The sequence below is a fragment of the Paenibacillus sp. TSA_86.1 genome (assembly GCF_052691815.1).
This window is the reverse complement of the sequence record NZ_JBQZGE010000018.1, coordinates 75396-95717: the sequence shown is the minus strand read 5'-3', so window position 1 is coordinate 95717 and position 20322 is coordinate 75396. Positions and strand designations below refer to the sequence as shown.

The 20322-nt window shown below is 45.7% G+C and carries 15 protein-coding genes and 1 other annotated feature; of the genes, 11 read left to right on the top strand and 4 right to left on the bottom strand.

The window, feature by feature from the left end:
• Nucleotides 1-117: 117 nt before the first annotated feature.
• Both ACUTVW_RS24110 and ACUTVW_RS24105 read right to left on the bottom strand, forming a co-directional pair.
• On the bottom strand, nt 118-1014 hold the full coding sequence (locus tag ACUTVW_RS24110; RefSeq protein WP_434751348.1) for a manganese catalase family protein: 897 nt from the start codon (nt 1012-1014) through the stop codon (nt 118-120).
• A 159-nt stretch (nt 1015-1173) separates the two neighbouring features.
• The gene (locus ACUTVW_RS24105; RefSeq protein WP_445648095.1) at nt 1174-2901 is read right to left on the bottom strand and encodes a cellulase family glycosylhydrolase; all 1728 of its coding nucleotides are present in this window, start codon (nt 2899-2901) and stop codon (nt 1174-1176) included.
• 218 nt (nt 2902-3119) lie between these two features.
• Between ACUTVW_RS24105 and ACUTVW_RS24100 the strand changes: the two genes are divergently transcribed.
• From ACUTVW_RS24100 to ACUTVW_RS24085, 4 genes are all read left to right on the top strand, one after another.
• Nucleotides 3120-3947: an amidohydrolase family protein gene (locus ACUTVW_RS24100; RefSeq protein WP_445648094.1), complete on the top strand. Its 828-nt coding sequence runs from the start codon at nt 3120-3122 to the stop codon at nt 3945-3947.
• Nucleotides 3948-4249: 302 nt separating this feature from the next.
• Nucleotides 4250-5692, top strand: a complete 1443-nt coding sequence (locus ACUTVW_RS24095; RefSeq protein WP_445648093.1) for a 6-phospho-beta-glucosidase — start codon at nt 4250-4252, stop codon at nt 5690-5692.
• 294 nt (nt 5693-5986) lie between these two features.
• Nucleotides 5987-6817, top strand: coding sequence for a BglG family transcription antiterminator LicT (licT, locus tag ACUTVW_RS24090; protein ID WP_445648092.1), 831 nt, complete (start codon nt 5987-5989; stop codon nt 6815-6817).
• Nucleotides 6818-7028: 211 nt separating this feature from the next.
• On the top strand, nt 7029-8954 hold the full coding sequence (locus ACUTVW_RS24085; RefSeq protein WP_445648091.1) for a beta-glucoside-specific PTS transporter subunit IIABC: 1926 nt from the start codon (nt 7029-7031) through the stop codon (nt 8952-8954).
• Between the two features lie 152 nt (nt 8955-9106).
• On the opposite strand, the gene ACUTVW_RS24080 is transcribed toward ACUTVW_RS24085, so the two are convergent.
• Entirely contained in the window at nt 9107-9694 is a 588-nt protein-coding gene (locus tag ACUTVW_RS24080) for a biotin transporter BioY (RefSeq protein ID WP_445648090.1), read from the bottom strand.
• A 113-nt stretch (nt 9695-9807) separates the two neighbouring features.
• Here ACUTVW_RS24080 and ACUTVW_RS24075 point away from each other — a divergent pair, with 113 nt between their 5' ends.
• The 4 genes from ACUTVW_RS24075 (at nt 9808) to asd (ending at nt 14695) form a co-directional block, all read left to right on the top strand.
• The gene (locus ACUTVW_RS24075; RefSeq protein WP_445648089.1) at nt 9808-10665 is read left to right on the top strand and encodes an energy-coupling factor ABC transporter ATP-binding protein; all 858 of its coding nucleotides are present in this window, start codon (nt 9808-9810) and stop codon (nt 10663-10665) included.
• Nucleotides 10662-12446, top strand: a complete 1785-nt coding sequence (locus tag ACUTVW_RS24070; RefSeq protein ID WP_445648088.1) for an ATP-binding cassette domain-containing protein — start codon at nt 10662-10664, stop codon at nt 12444-12446. The genes ACUTVW_RS24075 and ACUTVW_RS24070 overlap by 4 nt, the downstream gene beginning before the upstream one ends.
• Nucleotides 12447-12587: 141 nt before the next feature.
• Nucleotides 12588-12887, top strand: a complete 300-nt coding sequence (locus ACUTVW_RS24065) for a hypothetical protein (RefSeq protein WP_445648087.1) — start codon at nt 12588-12590, stop codon at nt 12885-12887.
• A gap of 299 nt (nt 12888-13186) precedes the next feature.
• Nucleotides 13187-13444: a binding site (T-box leader), on the top strand.
• A gap of 165 nt (nt 13445-13609) precedes the next feature.
• Nucleotides 13610-14695 (top strand): aspartate-semialdehyde dehydrogenase, encoded by a 1086-nt coding sequence (gene asd, locus ACUTVW_RS24060; protein WP_445648086.1) that lies wholly within the window; start codon nt 13610-13612, stop codon nt 14693-14695.
• 99 nt (nt 14696-14794) lie between these two features.
• Here the strand turns inward: asd and ACUTVW_RS24055 are convergent, their stop codons facing one another.
• Nucleotides 14795-15763: a bile acid:sodium symporter family protein gene (locus ACUTVW_RS24055; protein WP_445648085.1), complete on the bottom strand. Its 969-nt coding sequence runs from the start codon at nt 15761-15763 to the stop codon at nt 14795-14797.
• 140 nt (nt 15764-15903) lie between these two features.
• On the opposite strand from ACUTVW_RS24055, the gene ACUTVW_RS24050 reads away from it, so the two are divergent.
• The 3 genes from ACUTVW_RS24050 (at nt 15904) to ACUTVW_RS24040 (ending at nt 20245) form a co-directional block, all read left to right on the top strand.
• Nucleotides 15904-16374 carry a DUF6376 family protein gene (locus ACUTVW_RS24050; protein WP_445648084.1) on the top strand — a complete coding sequence of 157 codons (471 nt, stop codon included), beginning with the start codon at nt 15904-15906 and terminating at the stop codon, nt 16372-16374.
• Between the two features lie 549 nt (nt 16375-16923).
• On the top strand, nt 16924-17721 hold the full coding sequence (locus ACUTVW_RS24045; protein ID WP_445648083.1) for a sulfite exporter TauE/SafE family protein: 798 nt from the start codon (nt 16924-16926) through the stop codon (nt 17719-17721).
• A gap of 127 nt (nt 17722-17848) precedes the next feature.
• The gene (locus ACUTVW_RS24040; RefSeq protein WP_445648082.1) at nt 17849-20245 is read left to right on the top strand and encodes a polyprenyl synthetase family protein; all 2397 of its coding nucleotides are present in this window, start codon (nt 17849-17851) and stop codon (nt 20243-20245) included.
• Nucleotides 20246-20322: the final 77 nt, after the last annotated feature.

The following is a 20322-nucleotide window of genomic DNA, read 5'->3' as shown; positions in this document are numbered from 1 at the left end:
AATATCAATTAACAATTTCAAACCGTTTAATATAAGAAAAAAATAAGAGAAGAACCGCAAACATAAAGGGAAACCGGGTCGAGGCATACGCCACGGGTTTCCCTTTTTCTTTCACTATTATAGTCCAGCGTTTCGTTTGAGCCGTTCTGCAATCTGTAGAAAGTCCTCCGGGGATATACCAGGAGCGAATTCCTCTGGCAGGTCGGGAAGTTCGGGAATGGGCCCTCCATATCCCGGCAAGCCCGCAAAGGCTTCCAGTTTGCCGCCATCGGGGTGTACACCTTTCCAAATCTGGGCAATCTGCTGATAATCCTTGTCACTGAACGTATACAATCGCCGTTGTTCACCCATCGCTTCCCATTTGCGGGTGGTCTCAAACGCTTTGTTATCCAGAGAGGGAATTGGGATCAGCTTGGTCACATCTACACCTGTGGCAATCTCCAGTGCTTTGGCATAAGCCAGAATATGCACACCGCCCCGTACAAGCAGGTAACCTGTCATTTCACGAGCCGTATTGTTATCGGTCATTTCATACACTCTCATCTTATGTGTTCTTGCTCCGCATTCCAGAAAGAAGTTATGCAGCAGATCTAAAATCAAGTTACCGCTGCTAAAGACATAAGAGCCATTCCAGGGTCTTCCCATGGAATCATAGGGCAGTGCTGTCTGCGCGGATTCAATAAAATGTGAAGTCATACGTGCATCCTTGCCTATACGCAGCGGGGTAGAGTCTGGTGCGCCAGGAGAAGTTGAGCCTTCAAGCATCAAATTAATCGTGTTCGCGACAAGTTCAACATGACCGAATTCTTCGGCTGTAATACTGGCGACGATGTCATAGAAGGGGCGTAGCTTGGATCTTCCTCTGAAGTTAAACGACTGATACATGTAATTGTTCAGCGTTGACATCTCGCCATATTTTCCACCAAGTAATTCCTGTACCGCACTGGCGCCATTCGGATCCGGATTATTCGATATAGGCAGTTCAATAGCAAGACGATCTACACGTTTAAACATGTCAATTCCTCCTCAATCCTCATTACCGTAAAGGTATGAAGGTTGACTTGTACGTTATGCAATCTTTTGTCGTATCTAAGAGACAGAGAAGAAAGACAAATAAAAAAACGTTCTGTCAGAGCACATGCACTGGACAGAACGTAGTGGATAAAGGACAGATCAGGAGGCGCTACCTGTAACCTGAGTTCCATTCTTTGTAAGGGTATACTCAATCACAGCACCACTCCAGAAGTGGAACTTGAGATGGATTTCGCCATCCTTTGTTTCATTGAAAAAATTAGGCTTCAGCTCAATAACATTCCGTTCATATTCCGGGCTGAACGTATAGGCGAATTCCTTAAATGATGTCCAGTTCTGAGGGCCGGCGTTATCTCCGTTCGCATAGGTTGCTTCCATAGTCGCAAGTTGATCGCCGCCAAATGTGGCAGGAATAGCGAAAGCGCTAGTTGTACCCTTTGTATTATTCAACACAGGTGTGTTGTGTTGAATAATATTCAGCTTCCAGTCTGCACCTTCGCTGAAGCTAGCTGTCAGTGTAGCATTTACGCCAAGCTTATCTTGGACAGTTAACCGGGAGAGAAGACCGGATTTTAACGTAAGTACACCTTTTCGAATCGTGTAATCTTTCCCTCTAACCAGTGGAGTCGTGCCGTTTTTCAACGAATAGAACCGATTTCCATTATAATGGAGAGCAATGTTAACATCCTGAACGGGTTCATGTTGTTTAAGATAAACTTGATCGGTTTCTGCCGTGGAGGAACGGCCGTTCCAGCTCGCCCGGATCATATCAAACAGCTGTTGATCCGACCAGATAAAGCTGGTACGCCCAAAGTGTTGTCCATTGTCCCAGAGCATGGTTGTCATCTGTTTTTGACGTGAGTAATATCCAACGAATTCAAAAAACTTTAATTTCTCACCTTGTTCAATCACACCTGTATGCTGGTCAAACCCGAGCAAACCATACTCACCGATGATGACTGGAATGCCTTTGGCTGTGAAGGCGTCATATACGCGGTCGAACGTGTCGGTAACATCCTTTTGCACTTCGGCGTTAAATTTGGTGAAACCCGCGATGTTTACACTGAAAGGCCAGAAGCCGTAATAATGTACGGTAGCAATGAGATTGGGATCATCCAGTTTCTGGATCGTCTGATTCAACGCATCCAGGTCGGGTTGAGCGGATGAAGTATGCATGGTAGGCAGTACAAGTGGGCGAGTATCGTTGTTTCCGCCAGACGATCTTACGATATGATGAAAAGAAGTGTTCAACGTATCCAACATGCGATATCCAGTAGCTGCATTGGTTGTGCCGCCTTCGGTGAAGCGGGGTTCATTGACACTTTCAAACATCAGCTTATCGGGAGCATCTTTGAATTGGTTTGCAATCTGAGTCCATATGGCATTGTAGCGCGCAAGAACATGATCATAATCCTTCTCCATGGTACTGATCCACCGCCACGAATCATGATGCAGATTGATCATGATATAGAGGTCGGCATCAAGTGCCCACCCAACGACTTCCTGAACCCGATTTATGTAAGCGGTATTAATGGTGTAATCAGGTTTGTCACCAACGTGTGCTTCCCAAGTAACGGGGATACGGATGCTTTTGTACCCTTGATCGGCAATGGATTGTATCAGTTCTTTCGTGATGCGTGGGTTTCCCCAAGCGGTCTCATCATCCCCGACAGCATCCAGCGAGTTGCCGAGGTTCCAGCCGGGTTGCATCGCGTTAACATAGGTTTGCATTTTGCTTACAGGGGCTTCTTTACTGGTGGATTCGAGGCTGTCTGTAGCTGCAGAAGCCATAGCGGCGGAGAACAATGACAGAACCAAGGCGGCCGCTACCGTGAATGAGAGGATGGACTTTCGTTTTTTTCGCATCAATAACATCTCCTTTTTGAAATGGATTCATTGTGCTCAAATGCTGAAAGCGTTTTCTGAATAGTAAATATATCACAGGATACAGGAAGGAAATACCATCACAATTGGAATAAAAATCATTCGGAAATTAGTGCTTATCTGCTGTATTTGATTTATATTTAATTGACTGGTGTTACACTTGAACTAAGAACTAACGTGGACAACATAGGAGGGTACATCATATGAAACTCGATGCACATCAACATTTCTGGAATTATAACATCCGTGATTATGGATGGATCGGTGAAGAGATGAGCGTGATTCAGCGTTCCTTTTTGCCGGAAGACTTGCAGCCAATCCTCACGGAATCCGGCCTATCAGGCTGTGTAGCTGTGCAGGCCCGGCAAAGTCTTGAAGAAACGAATTGGTTACTCGAACTTGCGGACAAGCACGAATTTATTAAAGGCGTTGTGGGCTGGGTGGATCTGTGCTCTGAGGAAGCTTCATCTCAACTGGAAAAGGTTGCGGCTAACCCGTGGCTGAAGGGAGTACGTCATGTCATACAAGATGAGCCGGATGTAAAGTTTGTGCTGCGTGAAAACTTCCAACAAGGCATTGCCCTGCTGGAACAGTATAATCTGGCCTATGATTTGCTTGTATCGAAGGAGCAGCTACCTTATGCCGTGGAGTTGGTTCAAAAGTTTCCACAGCAGCGTTTTGTCATTGATCATCTGGCCAAACCGGATATTAAGGCGGGTGTTATATCTCCTTGGAAGGAAGCAATGGAAGCGATGGCATCCTATTCTAATGTCCATTGCAAATTGTCTGGTATGGTCACCGAAGCAGATTGGAATAAGTGGACACAGGAAGATTTCACCCCTTATCTGGATACGGTACTTCGAGCGTTTGGATCAGAGCGAGTGATGTATGGCTCGGACTGGCCTGTATGCACCGTAGCGGGTACATATGCTGAGGTGTTTAATCTGTTGCAAACACATGTCCGGAGCTTGCCAGAAGCGGAACAACAGCTGATTTTGGGTGACAACTGTGCCTCATTTTACAACCTGTGATGATCTGTGAATTTGGGCTAATACAATCAACAACTGACTTGTAAATGCGCGTAAATGATCCATAAGGCATATGTTAATGACTCGTGCCCGTTGACATATTTCCTGTTTCTTGGTAATGTTTTACCTAATCCGCATAATGTTTTCTGGGAATGTTACCGAATAAGGGCATAACCTGAGCTGGCTTGTGACACACACTAGGTGTGTACAGGCTGGTTCGGGTTTTTTCTATTTTCTTAGTGGCAAGCCTGGAAGCCGGTATAGGGGCGGATCATTTGAACTACATATTTGAAAGGAGAATACGAATGACAACATTTAAATTTCCTGAAAACTTTCTGTGGGGTGGAGCGATTGCAGCCAATCAGGCAGAAGGAGCATATCTTGAAGGTGGCAAAGGCCTGAGCATTGTTGACCTGCTGCCAACAGGAGAAAACCGGAGAAGCATTATGAAAGGGAACGTTCCGGCGTTCACACCACTAGCCAGTGAGTTTTATCCTTCACATGAAGCCATTGACTTCTATCATAGATACCCGCAAGATATCGCTCTTTTTGCCGAAATGGGGTTCAAAGCATTACGTGTATCGATCGCTTGGGCACGCATTTTCCCGACAGGTGAGGACGCAGAGCCGAATGAAGCGGGTTTACAATTTTACGATGACCTGTTCGATGAACTCTTGAAACATGGCATCGAGCCGGTGGTTACGCTGGCTCACTTTGATGTACCTGTACATCTGATCGAGCAATATGGCAGCTGGAGAAGCCGCAAGCTGGTGGAATTGTTTGAAACCTACGCCATAACGGTATTTACTCGTTACAAAGATAAAGTGAAATACTGGATGACGTTTAACGAGATCAATATGTTGCTTCATCTTCCTTTCCTTGGAGCCGGACTGGCGTTTAACGAAGACGACAATATCAAAGAAATTCAATATCAAGCAGCACACCACCAGCTTGTTGCAAGTGCGCTTGCCGTTAAAGCTTGTCATAAAATCATACCTGGTGCGATGATTGGCTGTATGCTTGCAGCAGGCAGTTTCTACCCGTACACATGTAATCCGGAAGATGTATTCCAGGGCATGGAGAAGGACAGAGAATCTTACTTCTTCATCGATGTTCAGTCACGCGGGGAGTATCCAGGTTACGCCAAACGTTTCTTCAAGGATCACAACCTGAACATTTTGATGGAGCCGCAGGATGCAGACATCTTGCGTAACCATACGGTGGATTACATCGGCTTCAGTTATTATTCAAGTCGTACAACCAGTACAGACCCTGAAGTGAACAAAAATATGACAAGCGGCAACGTGTTTGGCTCCATAGCCAATCCATACCTGGCCAAATCGGAGTGGGGATGGACGGTTGATCCCAAAGGTTTCCGTATTACGGCGAACCAGCTACATGACCGTTATCAGAAACCGCTGTTTGTGGTCGAGAATGGCTTTGGTGCACATGATGAGGTTACTCCTGAGGGTGAAGTTGATGATTCGTACCGAATTGATTATCTGAAACGCCATGTGGCGGAGATGGGCGAAGCCATTCAGGATGGTTGTAACATCATTGGTTATACCAGCTGGGGACCGATTGACATCGTTAGTGCATCTTCGGGCGAGATGAGAAAGCGTTACGGCTATATCTATGTGGATCGTGACAATGAAGGCAAGGGTGAACTAACTCGTATCAAAAAGAAAAGCTTCGAATGGTATAAAAATGTTATCGCATCCGGCGGAACAGATTTGGGAGACAAGTAGTTTCAGGGTATATTGGAAAACACTTGCTTCCAAACATCGGAAGTTGCATGAATTCATGTAACTTCCTGATGTCTGCTCCTTGAAAGCGTTGACATCTAACGCAGTTCACGCTATACTTGACGCAAATATATCATTTCTGGGATTGTTACTACATCACACGTAGGCAAAACCTGAGCACTCAAAAAGCAGACTGCCACGTCTCGTTTATTTTGTGATGCTCCAGGTTTTTTTTGTATGCCCATAATTGGATATATCACTGCGACTAGAGAGTGGAACGTGACCGGGGGGATTGAAGTGAAAATAGCAAAGGTTATCAACAATAACGTCATTAGCATCTATCAGGCCGACGGGGCAGAGCTTGTGGTGATGGGACGTGGGATTGCCTTTAAGAAGAAGCCGGGGGATAAAGTAGACGAGACCCGCATTCAGAAAGTGTTTGCCTTGAAAAATAAACAGACCTCCGATAATTTCAAAACATTGCTGCGCGAAGTGCCTATGGAACTTGTTGAAATTGTGGAGGAAATGATTACCCATGCCCGCGATAATCTGGGACGTAAATTGAACGAGAACATTTATGTTTCGCTTACAGATCATATTCATTTTGCCATCGAGCGTTACCATGAGGGGATTGAGATTAAAAACGCATTGATGTGGGAGATCAAGCAACTATACAAAGTTGAATTCGGGCTTGGGCTACGCACGCTGGAGCAGATCAACAGCCGAATGAATATCGAACTTCCACCGGATGAAGCGGCGTTTATTGCGCTCCATATTGTAAATGCCGAGATGAACGAAGAAGTCATTACAACGATGAATATTACGAAGTTTATCCAGCAGATTATTAATATTGCCAAGTATCATTTTAAAATGGAGTTTGACGAAGAGTCTCTCAGCTACTTCCGTTTTATTACACATCTCAAGTTTTTCTCCCAGCGAGTGCTTAGCGGGACGCATTACGATAATAATTATGATCACTTTTACGACATGATTAAAGAGAAACATCCAGAAGCGTCGGCGTGTGTAGAGAAGATCGCAATGTTTGTGAAAAAGGAATACGATCATGAACTCACCAATGAGGAAAAGTTATATCTTACGGTGCACATTGAACGAGTTGTTAACCGTTAACATTAAATGATTGACATAAATGGTTAAATTATATTATTATGTTTGTAACAGGAATTGAATACGATTTAACTGGGATTGTTACTGGTTATGCAGGCAAAACCTAAGTCATGTGTATGTGTGGATTTTATGTCCACTTACGCAAGGCTTAGGTTTTTTGTGTGCAAAAAAAATCGGTAAAAAGCCTGTTAGACAACACGTAGGAGGGCATATCATGAGTCAAGAGAAATTGGCTAGAGAAATTGTTGAACGGGTTGGCGGTGAGAAAAACGTACAATCACTGGTTCACTGTGCAACACGGTTACGATTTGTATTAAAGGATGATTCCAAGGCCGACAAAGCAGGTTTGGAGAAAACGGAAGGTGTCATCGCCGTTAAGGAAAACGGAGGTCAATTCCAGGTTGTCGTGGGCAATAAGGTTCCAGAGGTCTATCAGGCGATTGGTCAGATCAGCAATATTCTGGACGATTCATCCGGTAAAGAAAAAAGCAGCAAAAAGGTCAAAGGGCTAGGCGGCATTATTGACGTCATCTCCAGTATTTTCGCTCCACTACTTGGCGTTATGGCAGGAGCGGGTATTTTAAAAGGTTTGCTGCTGATTGCCAACAATGTCGGTTGGCTCGAAAAGACAGAGACGACCTATATCATTCTGTATGCAGCAGCAGATAGTTTGTTCTACTTCTTGCCGTTGCTGTTAGCGGTTACAACAGCACGTAAATTCCAAGGAAATGCATTTGTTGCATTGACTATAGCAGGAGCACTGATCTATCCAACGATTATTCAGTTGAAAACGGACGGAACGCCAACAGACTTTTTCGGTATTCCTGTAGTACTGATGAGTTATGCTTCTACAGTCATTCCAATCATTCTAGCCGTTATTGTGATGAGCAAGCTGGAGAAATTCTTCAACAAGCTTCTTCATGAAAGTCTCAAAAACTTTGTTACGCCACTCTTTTTGCTTGTCATTATGGTTCCGCTCACACTGCTCGTCTTCGGACCATTTGGCGTATATGTGGGTAATGGGATTGCGTCCGCGATGGTAGCTGCTTTTGGATTCAGCCCGCTGCTTGCTGGTGCAGTGATGGGCGCAAGCTGGCAGTTGCTCGTGATCTTCGGTGTACACTGGGGTCTGGTGCCTGTCTTCATTAATAACATTGCCGTACACGGTCAGGACGGTGTAAAACCGGCAGCGACAGCTTCTGTCTTTGCTCAAACGGGTGCAGCGTTCGGGGTCATGCTCAAAACAAAAAATAAAAAATTAAAAACACTCGCTGGATCATCAACACTTACAGCTCTGTTCGGGATTACCGAACCAGCTATTTATGGTGTAACACTACCGCTGAAACGTCCATTTATTGCAGGGGTTATCGGTGGTGCTGTGGGTGGTGCTATTATCGGTCAGGCGGGTACGCAAGCATTCGCTTCCGGTGCGCCTGGATTGCTGACTTTGCCGATCTTCTACGGACCGGGTGGTCAAGGTTTCCCAGGCTTGATTATCGGTATCGCCGCATCGTTCATTGTTTCCGCAGTATTAACGTATATCATGGGCTTCAAAGATCCTGTCGATGATGAAGAAACAAAGGTAGAATCGGGACAGTCCGCTGGAACGGGTGTTACACATAGCCAGAATGTTTCTTCGAAGTCTTCTGTTCAGGTAAAGGCTACTAGCGATCAAGAAGTATTAAGTCCGATTCAAGGGAGAATTGTTGATTTATCCGAGGTTCCTGATCCGGCATTTGCTTCCGGAGCGATGGGGAAAGGAATCGCGATTGAGCCATCAACAGGCCGGGTTGTTGCTCCTTTTGACGGTACAGTAACCGTAGCTTTCAAAAAGAAACATGCGCTAGCTGTTGTTTCGGATTCAGGCGCTGAGATCTTGGTGCATGTGGGTGTGGACACGGTCAAACTTGATGGGCAACATTTTATCTCTTATATCGAGGAAGGCGACAGAGTGAAGGCAGGTGATCTGTTACTGGAGTTTGATATTGAGCAAATAAAAGCTGCCGGGTATCATACCGTAACACCAATCATCGTAACGAATTCAGCAGATTACAGTGACGTAGTTCCGCAAGCTACAGGCCAGGTAAACAACAAGGATATGCTCTTGAAAATTGTTGGTACAGAAGCTGGCAGAGCTTAAGTAGATTGCTGGCATAATATGTGGCTCCAAATGAAGTGGGTAGAACTGGATAGAACAAGATAGGGAAAGATAGAACAAACAACCGCCAAGAAAGATTTGGCGGTTGTTTGTCATGAGATCATAATGATTTGGTTATTTGAAGTGGTTTACGATTAATTCGCTTTTATTACACCGGAATGCACATGGTTTGTCAGACGCTGAGGCGGATAGACCGTGCGCACTGGGGCGATGATGATGGTGGCAAATACAGCCTTGATCAGATCACCGATAATATAAGGATAGAAGCCCTGGATCATCGCATTGGATAGTGTCATATTGTATCGATAAGCAAGCCAAGGAACACCTGTGACATAGATTAACAAAGATCCGAACAGTTCAATGATGATAAACGCAATAAAATAACCTGTAAATCCCCGGATGTGAACTTTGGAGAGGAGTAAACCAATCAGTAAGGCAGCGAATGGCCATATGACTACGTATCCCCCCGTAGGCCCAAGCAGGACGGCAAGTCCTCCTGTACCGTGCAGAAGAGGAAAACCAAGTGCAGTAAGCACAACGACAAGAGCAATACTTAGGAAGCCGTAGAGTGGGCCGAGTAATCCGCCAGCTAACATAATCGCTAATGTTTGCAACGTAATGGGTACTGGGGAGAAGCCAATAGGAATGCTTATGTATCCGAAAAGTACAAGAATGGCAGCCATAAGTGCGCTGAATACGATGCCTCGCAAAGATAATTTCATGTTTGTACAATCCTTTCGATTTTGGTAAAATAATTGTTAACCACATTTATTTATTTGGTTAACGATTAGCATATTATCATATAAATGCGGAATGCGAAAGGACTAATTTTGAAATGCAAGACAAGTTACCTATCATTTCATTGCAAGACGTACGTGTGTACTACGCTGCTGAAGGCGGAGAAGTAAAAAAAGCGTTGGACGGCGTCTCGCTTACGCTCAAATCCGGGGAATGGTTGAGTATCGTAGGGGCGAATGGCAGTGGGAAAAGCACGCTTTCCGGATTATTGCTCGGTTATATTCCTTTATCAGGCGGCGAACGAGAAGTCCCGGACAATCTCATCATTCGCGGTGTATTACAGCAGCCCGATGCGCAGGTGCTTGGAGATACCATTGAAGAGGAGTTTCATTTTGCGTTATCCCATTTACATATATCGGATGATGAGAAAATGAGGCGCAGACAGGAAGCTTTGCAGATCGTAGGACTCCATCTCTCAACAGATGCAATGATTGCTCCATTGTCAGGCGGACAAAAGCAGCTGCTTAACATCGCAACAGCTCTTGCTGCCAAGCCGGATGTATTCATTATGGATGAGCCTACGGCGATGCTTGATCCGGATGCGAGAGATCGAATAGAACATATTGTTCAGACCGTGACAAATCAAGGTACAGCGGTGATCTGGATTACACATCACCTGGAAGAAGCGACCCTATGTGACCGTATTATTGCGATGCATAAGGGAGAGTGTGTGTATGACGGTGTACCGGAATCTTTTTTCTATCCGGCGGCATCGGCAATGGAGTCTGTAGCAGGTACGAAACCGGGTGAAGGGGTTCAATCGCCTTGTGAGAAGTGGGGACTGGAACCGCCTTTTACGGTGAAGACCTCTCTGATCTTGAAAAAGCAGGGCAAATTGCCTGATTCCATGCCGCTTCGGCCTGAACAGCTTGCCAAGGAGGTTGCACGCTGGTGATTGAACTACAAGAAGTTTGCATTCGTGCTTCAGATGTGAGTAAACGGGTTTTGCTGGATCGGGTTAATATGACACTGGAACCTGGTGAGATTACGTTGCTACTCGGCAGCACCGGATCTGGTAAAACAACGCTGCTGCAGACCATTGCCGGTCTTAAGTCGCCGGATTCTGGTGATGTGAAGCTTGCAGGAGAGTCGATGTGGGTTCATGGTAAAGTGCCTGGATCTATGCTACGGAAGACAGGACTGGTATTTCAGTTTCCGGAACAGCAATTGTTTGCGCGGAATATCAAGCGTGAATTTATGTATTCATTACGCCCTTATCATCTGAATAAAGCCGATCAAGAGTTGCAGGTTGAAGACACGCTGGCACATTGGGACCCCCCTCAAGGGGACAACAGGGAGCGGCGTTTTCAGTTGCACAAATCTCCTTTTGCCCTAAGCGGTGGAGAAAAACGAAAGCTAGGGCTTGCACTTGGTCAAGTGACAAAACCAGACTGGCTTCTGCTGGATGAGCCTAGCGCAGGTCTTGAGAAACAGAGCGTAGCGCTGCTTCTGAAATCACTGCATGGGCATCGTGTGGCAGGGGGAGGGGCGGTGATCGCTACTCATGATCTGGATACGTTTTTACCATACGCAGACCGTGTACTTTTATTAAAGCAAGGTCGCCTTGTTGCGGATATTACCCCGCTCGAATTACATAATCAGCCAGAACGGCTGGTGCAGGCCGGGATAGGTCTACCGCCATCGATGCGACTAGCAGAACAGCTGCGGGCGGCAGGAGTGCAGGTCAATTCTCCGGCGATGACACCGGAAGAGCTGGCGGAATCTATCATGCGAGCAGCGAAGGAGAGGACATCGACTTCATTCAATGGCGAATGTGATAAAGGGGCAGCAGCAAAAGCGACCGGAACATCTTCAGGATTATCTACAATAGTTACTTCAAAAGCAGCTGCTCATGTATCCCTGGAATCAGCTGAAGCGTTTAATGATGTAGACGTAACGCCACCTACTCTGAGTTCTCCCGGCGATTTGAAGAGCATGATGGATCCTCGCTTAAAATGGACCTTGTATGTTTTGCTTGTTACAGCAGCAATGCTTCAGCATCAGTGGGGCGGCTTGACCTTAACTTTGATGCCTGTGGTCGGTGCGCTAGCTATACTGCCGCGTCAGATGCTGATGGGTTGTATCAAGCTGTTGAAGCCACTATTGATCTTTTTTCTCCTGTCTACAGCGTTATCGGGTAGTACTCTGACCACGGGAGAAGGCGGGTTTCAATGGAGATTTTCTCTGACACAGGCTGAGGGAACGTTATTGAATCTGTACCGTTTATTAATCGTAACGCTTGCGAGCTTGTGGTTCTCGTTAACAACGCCTTACGGGCGCATGGTTGAGGGACTGAACTGGGTACTGGCTTATGGCCGAAAAATAAAGCTGCCTGTAGCCTCGTTTGCGCTTGCAGTATCCCTCATCTTTCGGTTTATTCCGATACTCTGGAGTGAGTGGCAACGGTTCTCCCTGATCGTACGGGCGCGGGGAAAAGCGGCACTGAAACCCAATTCGGTACGCATACGCGATCTGGGACCGATGGTTATTCCGCTGCTCATGGCGTTGTTCCAGCGTGCAGAGGATATGACGATCGCAATGGAGATGCGTAAGGTAAGAGAGAACAACGCGTTTGGCGCTCGTTCCTCCCTGTTATCGTGGAGCAGGCGGGATACCCGAATGGGTATCCTTGGATTGCTCGTATTTGCCGTGCTGGTATCGATGCGCCACTGGTAATGGCGCGGATGGAAGTGCTGATTCGCTTGCGGTATCAGCAGCTGAAACGCAGTGTTTTCCAAGAAAAATGCATAAAATCTTCCCGCTTCGCCCACCTTAATGGTGCGTTGATCATCTCAAGACGATCAGGAGGCACGAGTGATGGATGAGAAGTTTTTGCAAGAAGACAGACGTGAATATACCGATGTGTCCACCGTAGAATCACAGCGGAATGACATTACGCTTGAGGAATTTCCAGAGGGCCCTTACGGTTCATCCTTGCTGTCGGAATCCCTTGGGAAGAGCTCCCCATGGCGGGTGGATCAGAGGACTGCACACCGTTTTGATTACGAGAATCATGAGCTTCACGAGGGAGAGGTTCGTGATTATCCGGGTCAGGATGTTTTTGATGAAACGGTACCGGATGATGTGCATGAATCTGAGTATCCAGGCAAGATGTAAGGATGTTTCTTTGAAATTAGATAAGCTTCAGTTTAACCAAGCCCCCGACAGGATCATCCTGTATGGGGGCTATTTTGATTTGATCTTTTTGGTTATCATTGGATGAGTTATTCTGAAACGTATGTTGAAGAGTATTCATGACCTGCTTTTATTTGGTTTAACCAAAGAGGAGTTTGTGTTAAAAGAGGGACTTAAATCAATTAAAAAGGTAAATAATGAAATAAGTTATGAACTGGAACAGCAATTATAAAAAAATGTGTTTACTTCCGTACTGGAATTTTGATATTATAATCGCAATATCAAATGCGACGATGAGACAAGTAGATAAAAATCATTCTTTCATCAGAGAGCTCCGGCAGCTGAAAAGGAGCATAGAAACTTTTATCGAATAAAGACTCTGAGCAGCACATCGGAATCGGATCGGCTTATGCCGGGAGGATGGTGTGACAGGCGCTCCTGTTATAGAGCTAGAGTATATTCACATACTTGAAGAGGCGAATATGGCGACATATTTGCGAATCTGGGTGGTACCACGAGTGTTCAATCTCGTCCCTGAGACTTTTGTCTTGGGGATGGGATTTTTTGGTTTTTTTCGGAGCTGTATTACACGCTTTGAATTGGCCTGAATAGTGTGAATGATAGAGAAAATGAAAGCTCCAGGATCCCATGTACGATGACAACAACAGATAATCTAATTCAAATCGAAAGGAAATGATGATTCCATGTCAGCAAAATTAAAAGTCGGTATTGTCGGAGGAACAGGAATGGTGGGTCAGCGTTTTGTAGACCTGCTGGATCAACATCCATGGTTTGAAGTAACAGCGATTTCAGCGAGTGCCAACTCGGCAGGAAAGACATACGAAGAGTCCGTGCAGGGACGATGGAAGCTTGCAGTTCCGATTCCTGAGCCGGTGAAAAACATTGTGGTGCAAGATGCATCTCAAGTAGAGGCTTTTGCAAGTCAGGTCGATTTTATTTTCTGTGCGGTAGATATGAAAAAGAATGAAATTCAGGCGCTGGAAGAGGCTTACGCCAAAACAGGCACACCTGTCGTGTCCAACAACTCGGCTCATCGCTGGACCGCTGACGTGCCGATGGTAATTCCTGAAATCAACCCGGGCCATCTGGCTGTTATTGAAGCTCAGAAAAAACGTCTGGGCACAACTACAGGCTTTATCGCTGTAAAACCAAACTGTTCTATCCAAAGCTATGTGCCGGCGCTACATGCATTGCGTGAGTTTAACCCGACACAGGTTGTGGCTTCCACATATCAAGCGATTTCTGGAGCAGGCAAAAACTTTACGGACTGGCCTGAAATGCTGGATAACGTGATTCCTTACATTGGTGGTGAGGAAGAAAAAAGTGAGCAGGAGCCGCTACGCATCTGGGGTAGTGTAGAGAACAATCAGATCGTTAAAGCATCTGCACCATTGATTACAACGCAATGTATTCGTGTACCGGTAACAGACGGGCACTTGGCGACGGTTTTTGTAAACTTTGAGAAAAAACCGAGCAAAGATGAAATTCTGGAGCGTTGGTCCCAGTTCAAAGGTCGTCCACAAGAATTGGCTCTGCCAAGCGCACCAAAACAGTTCATTACGTATTTTGAGGAAGAGAACAGACCGCAGACCCAGCTGGATCGTGATATTGAGCGTGGTATGGGCGTTTCTACAGGCCGTTTGCGTGAAGATTCGTTATATGATTACAAATTCGTGGGACTGTCCCACAACACCCTTCGCGGCGCAGCAGGCGGTGCAGTTCTGATTGCTGAATTGCTCAAAGCAGAAGGCTACATTCAACCGAAATAAGTGATTTTCTTATAATGTGAAAAGGCTCTTGAATCTGTCATCTCCAAGTGACAGTTCAGGAGCCTTTTTTTATTCTATTTTTTGCAAGTGAAATCGAAGTCAAGCCGCTGAAGTTTTGTCCGAGTTGCTCAGAAGCTGAGAGCGACGTCCGAGCAAGTACCCTGAGAGGGATGCGAGCATCTGTTGAAATACCATGCCTAACACGACAGGAACAGCAACAGGCGGCGGGAAATAAGTAACCGCAAGAACGGCGCCAGCGCTAATATTACGCATCCCACCGTTAAAGACAAGAGCCACTTGATCTGCTTCATTCCAGCCCAGCCACTTCGCTATAAAAAAACTAAGCGCATAGCCGAAGGAAGCGAGGAAAACAATGATCACTGCAAGCCCGGCCAAGCGCCAGTTGAAGTTAGCCAGATATGGTGCGACCACGGAGCCATTAATAGCAACGACCGAAGCCATAAACAATTTGGATAATGGATTGAGCCGAGGGCCCCATACAGGCACGATGCGTCCTTTAGTCCATTCATTGAGGAGCATGCCCAGCAGAGACGGGAACACGATCATCCAGAACAGGCTGCTCATCATGGCTGCCGTATCAAGTGTAACACTTGTGCCAACCAGCAGAGATAACACACCAGGCACAACAAACGGAGCTAGCAAGGTATCGATGAGTATAATGGAAAGCGTAAGCGCAATATTTCCCCGGTAGATACTCACCCATATGAAGCTACTAATCCCTGTCGGAATTACAGCAGCGAGAACAAGTCCTGTAATGGTATAAGCATCTGTTGGAAACACCAGATGACCCATGCCCAGCGCGATAAGTGGCATAGCCAAATGCAAGATCAGCAGACAAACAAACAGGGGAAAGGGCTTTTTCAGCACATTCACAAAATCTCGTACGCTTAGACTAATGCTGCCTGCAAACGTCATAAAGGCAAAAAGCCAAGGTGACAAGTACGTATAAGAAGATAAAAAACTACCGCATAATACACCAATGATAATACTGCTGGGGGTAATCAGTGGCATGATGCGGTTCAAGCGTTGATTCAAGGCCTGAAGCATAATGATGACATCCCTTATTGTATGATTCTCCTATTATACATCGTAATGCACCGGCACGCAGACTCATTTGAATATAGCTTTGTGAACAAGTATCATTAAAAGTGGAACCATCATTTTGAGATGAAGAAAGGGAGATGATCATGCCCAGGCAAAAAAGAACACGCAAGATTATGATGACTGCTATTATCGTATCCAGTATGCTTCTGATGTCTGCTTGTTCGATCGTAGAGCAAGCGAATCAAAGTTTGAATTATGTAAGCGGTGCGACGGATTATATAGAACAGGTATCAAGTGCCGGAACGGAGCTGCAGCAACTTGCGTCGGATGCCGTCAACAATCCGGGTGTAACGGGTCAGATTCAGGAGAAGATCGATCTGATTCAAGCGGAAGCTGCAGAATTTTCCCAGTTGAGCGCGCCTGCAATTGGAGAGAATATCCATGAAAATCTCGTTAGTTATAATAATCAACTGACAGAGGTTGTTAATCAATTCGAGACAACGATCGCCGAGCAGGGGGTTACTGCGGAGAATTGGGAGAAAACAGGTATTCCGGAATTGATCAATAACATCAACAGTCTGAAAGATCCGCTGAGCGGTTTGCAAAATGAATAAGATGTTTAATGAATAGATAATAGAAATTGTCCCTCCTCGTTGAGGTGTATGGTTGAATTAAACGTGCAAGGCACGATTGTAAATAAGGCGGTTGAAACAAAGAAAATGGCACAGGATGTTCTATCCCGTGCCATTTTTGTTGCTCACTTTTCCAATAAGATCGTGTAAAGTGTCGAATCTCCCCGAAGTATGGGAGTTCATGATACAATAAAAACACTGACTCGTTTTATCCATTTGTGGTGTCGTACACAATACGGACGCCGAGTGAGCCATAACTTTCTTCTTTATAATGACAATGAGTGCAGGTTTTGACGGAGCATAATGCATCGTGATGTGCTTGTAATTTTTCGTTACAGCGAGGACAGGTGTTCACAAAAAGTGTCTTCAACACGTTGAACATGCTTAATCACTCATTTCTGATTAATTTACTTGGTTTTAAAGTATTATAACCGAAACGAAGTGTCATGTATACGTTTTTCGAAATATAAGTATAGTCATTATGTCGGTCTTCAATCTTCAAATTATTTTCTGAAAGGAAGCGTATAACCGATGGATCTTCTGCTCTTCTTCATCATGTTTATACTGGGTCTAATCGGTTCATTTTTCTCCGGCCTGCTCGGCATTGGTGGCGCAATTATTAATTTCCCCCTATTGCTGTATGTCCCGGCAATGGCAGGTCTCACACCGTTCAACGCGCATCAGGTATCAGCCATCAGCATGTTTCAGGTTTTCTTTGCGTCACTTGCCGGTGTAGTTGCCTTTCGCAGAAAAGCAAAAGCTGGCAAAACAGGTGGTGCTGTCATCGATTTCAAACTGGTGCTGTATATGGGAAGCAGCATTTTAGTCGGCAGTTTGATGGGTGGTTTTATCTCGGGCATGCTGGACGAAGGTATGATTCATCTGATTTATGGGATTCTTGCCATCATTGCAATTGTACTAATGCTCATTCCGAGCAAGGGACGATTGGATACAGACGAACCGTTAACGTTTAATAAAATCATTGCTTCAAGCACGTCGCTTGCCGTTGGCGTCGTGTCAGGTATCGTAGGAGCTGGTGGTGCTTTTGTACTCATTCCTGTTATGCTGACGGTTCTGAAGATTCCTGTTCGGACGACGATTGCTTCTTCTCTCGCGATTGTGTTCATCTCAGCGATTGGGGGTGTCGTTGGCAAGCTATCTGCCGGAGATATCCCGCTCGAGCCGATCATTTACACCGTGCTTGGCAGTTGGATTGGTGCGTCACTTGGCTCCAGAGTAAGTTCTATGATCAATGTGCGGTTGCTGCGGTACGCGTTGCTGCTTCTCATTGCGATTACAGCGGTTAAAGTCTGGTCTTCCATGTTCTAGATCGGATAAACGGTTCGTACGATCTTATACATGAGCGATTACGTAACCAAACGCTTCAATCGCCGTATATAGGATATAAACATGAACGGAACATGTTTAACTTTAACTGAAGTTGAGGGATCAACCGATGAATAACTTACTTATGGATCAGACCAAGGTCGAAGAACATGCAGATGAAGCTTACCGTGTGGCGGAGCAGAAAGCATCTCAATATTTTGCAAAGCTCTCTCAGCAACTGCTGAATAATACTCATATAGATACACTTATAGAAGATTTCAGAATTTGGCAGAAAAAACATATACATCGATTCGGCTGGCTATCCCGGTTCGTTGGCAAAAGAAAACCGGATTCCAAAGATATACAGAGATATATGCATTGGCTGAATGTGACGGGCAAGATGGATGATTATCTGGACCGTAGTATCTCTTATATCTACATGCGTGATCTGGGTCAGGCACTGGATACTCCGAAAACAAAAGATAACATTCAGCGTATAGTCGAAGATACCAAAAACTACTTTATGGGTTCTGGGAGCGAGCAACAATATCAGACTGACTACATTAGCCCTGCAGCATTATACCGATGGGGTCAGCGTGAGCAGATCGAAGAAGCCGTCATCTGGGTGATGGATAAATTGAAACATGTAGCAGCAAACCTCCCGCCAGAACTTGATGCGGCGCAGGCGCAGCGAAAACTGATCAAAATCATTCTGGGCGTTGTGCTTCATGTCCATGACGAGCTGACAGAGGAGACCCCACGCGAGGAACGGATTGCAAGACTGGATGCAGCCGTTCGATTAGGTTATTCCTATGGACTAACCTACCCTTTTGTGGATGACCTTCTGGATTCTCAGGCGCTTACCGCAGAGCAGAAGGAACAATATTCTGCGATGATACAACAAGCCCTTCTTACAGGTACTGTGCCTGATCTTAGCGAGTGGAAGGGGCCACAGCTTGAAGTAATACGGTATGTTCATTCTGAGCTTCGAGAAGCCTTTGAGTATATTCGAAATTATCAGCGCGAGGAGATGCGGCGCACTTTTTTTGAACAATCGCATGTGTTCTTTCACTCCCAGGAGATCGATCGCGGCAAGAACTTATCCAATGCACATTATACGAACGAGGAACTGTACATTCCGATTATTATCAAATCGGCATCGTCCCGGTTAATCGTGCGTTCTGTTCTCAGCGCTCCGGAAGACGAAGGATTTGATCTACGCACGTTTCATTACGGGATATATAATCAGCTCGCGGATGATTTTGCAGATATGTTCGATGACATGCAAGATGAGGCAGTGACACCATACACGTATTATTTAAAATATCGAGACCTTCGTCCGGATCTCATGAATCCCTATGAATTGTATTGGACGGTCATCTCCTATCTAATCCATGATGTCTATGATAATAACGCCAAGGCACGGGAAGTTATACTGGATCGTGCGATTAACGGACTGAAGCGCTGCAGAGAACGATTAGGACAGGTGAAGTATGATGAAGTCATGAATATCTTTGCCGCAGGGCAGCCTGAACTTCATCATGTGGTACAGCAAATGGTGCGAAAAGCGGATGATGTAGATTTTCTGGACAAATTGTTACGGGATCAGGTTGTACTACAGCTCAGCAATGATAAACAGGAGAGGGAAGCGTTCCAGCAGACGATTCGAACGGTGCGTGAACAGATCAATGTAGAGTTGCAAATCAACAAGCCCGTTGAAGAAATTGAAATGAAAGGAAAGCTGATGGATGCAGCGAACTACAGCCTGGAAGGGGATGGAAAACGCTTGCGTCCAATCCTGACTTGGGTGATGGGCGTACAGGAGTATGGACTTGCGGAGTCGGCGATTATGCCATTGTTAAGATCCATGGAGTACATGCATACCGCTTCGCTCATCTTTGATGATCTGCCTACACAGGATAATGCGGAGACAAGGCGTGGACGTTCTACGCTTCATCTGTTGCACAACAGCGCTACAGCAGAGCTAACTGGCCTGTTCCTGATTCAACGGGCTATCCGCGAGCAGTCCTCACTACATCGGTTTGATGCACAAACGGTGTTGAAGCTGATTCAATATTCGGCTGTGAAAGCAGAGGACATGTGTATGGGGCAGGCGATGGATCTCGGTTCAAAAGGGAAAACGCTGTCCCTGGAGGAACTGAATACGATCTGTTTTTACAAAACAGGCATTGCCTTTGAGGCAGCGCTAGTTATGCCAGCGATTTTGGCAGAAGTGAAAGAAGAGGAGATTGGCGCACTAAAAACGTTTGCGTATCATGCTGGCATAGCCTTTCAGATTCGGGACGACCTGCTGGACTATGGAGGAGATCACCGGGTGCTTGGTAAACCTGCCGGTCAGGATGAGCGTAATAACAATTCCACCTTTGTATCCATATTAGGGGAGTTAGGTGCTCAGAAAGCGATGTGGGAACATTACTGTCTTGCCACCGATGCATTACGTCAACTGCCCAAACCGATACCTTTTCTGAAACATTTGCTGGATTATCTGGTCGGCCGTGAACGTTAACGTAGTGCTGAGATGGAGAAAAACCCTCGCCCGTATTCAATCGGAGCTGAGGGTTCTTTTGCGTTCCTTTTTCGGTG

What these genes read in the sequence shown, in the direction of transcription:
- ACUTVW_RS24040 (WP_445648082.1), top strand. Translation starts at nt 17,849, where the DNA reads ATGAATAACTTACTTATGGATCAGACCAAGGTCGAAGAACATGCAGAT.
- ACUTVW_RS24100 (WP_445648094.1), top strand. Translation starts at nt 3,120, where the DNA reads ATGAAACTCGATGCACATCAACATTTCTGGAATTATAACATCCGTGAT.
- ACUTVW_RS24055 (WP_445648085.1), bottom strand. Translation starts at nt 15,763, where the DNA reads ATGCTTCAGGCCTTGAATCAACGCTTGAACCGCATCATGCCACTGATT.
- asd (WP_445648086.1), top strand. Translation starts at nt 13,610, where the DNA reads ATGTCAGCAAAATTAAAAGTCGGTATTGTCGGAGGAACAGGAATGGTG.
- ACUTVW_RS24095 (WP_445648093.1), top strand. Translation starts at nt 4,250, where the DNA reads ATGACAACATTTAAATTTCCTGAAAACTTTCTGTGGGGTGGAGCGATT.
- ACUTVW_RS24080 (WP_445648090.1), bottom strand. Translation starts at nt 9,694, where the DNA reads ATGAAATTATCTTTGCGAGGCATCGTATTCAGCGCACTTATGGCTGCC.
- ACUTVW_RS24065 (WP_445648087.1), top strand. Translation starts at nt 12,588, where the DNA reads ATGGATGAGAAGTTTTTGCAAGAAGACAGACGTGAATATACCGATGTG.
- ACUTVW_RS24085 (WP_445648091.1), top strand. Translation starts at nt 7,029, where the DNA reads ATGAGTCAAGAGAAATTGGCTAGAGAAATTGTTGAACGGGTTGGCGGT.
- ACUTVW_RS24045 (WP_445648083.1), top strand. Translation starts at nt 16,924, where the DNA reads ATGGATCTTCTGCTCTTCTTCATCATGTTTATACTGGGTCTAATCGGT.
- ACUTVW_RS24075 (WP_445648089.1), top strand. Translation starts at nt 9,808, where the DNA reads ATGCAAGACAAGTTACCTATCATTTCATTGCAAGACGTACGTGTGTAC.
- ACUTVW_RS24050 (WP_445648084.1), top strand. Translation starts at nt 15,904, where the DNA reads ATGCCCAGGCAAAAAAGAACACGCAAGATTATGATGACTGCTATTATC.
- ACUTVW_RS24110 (WP_434751348.1), bottom strand. Translation starts at nt 1,014, where the DNA reads ATGTTTAAACGTGTAGATCGTCTTGCTATTGAACTGCCTATATCGAAT.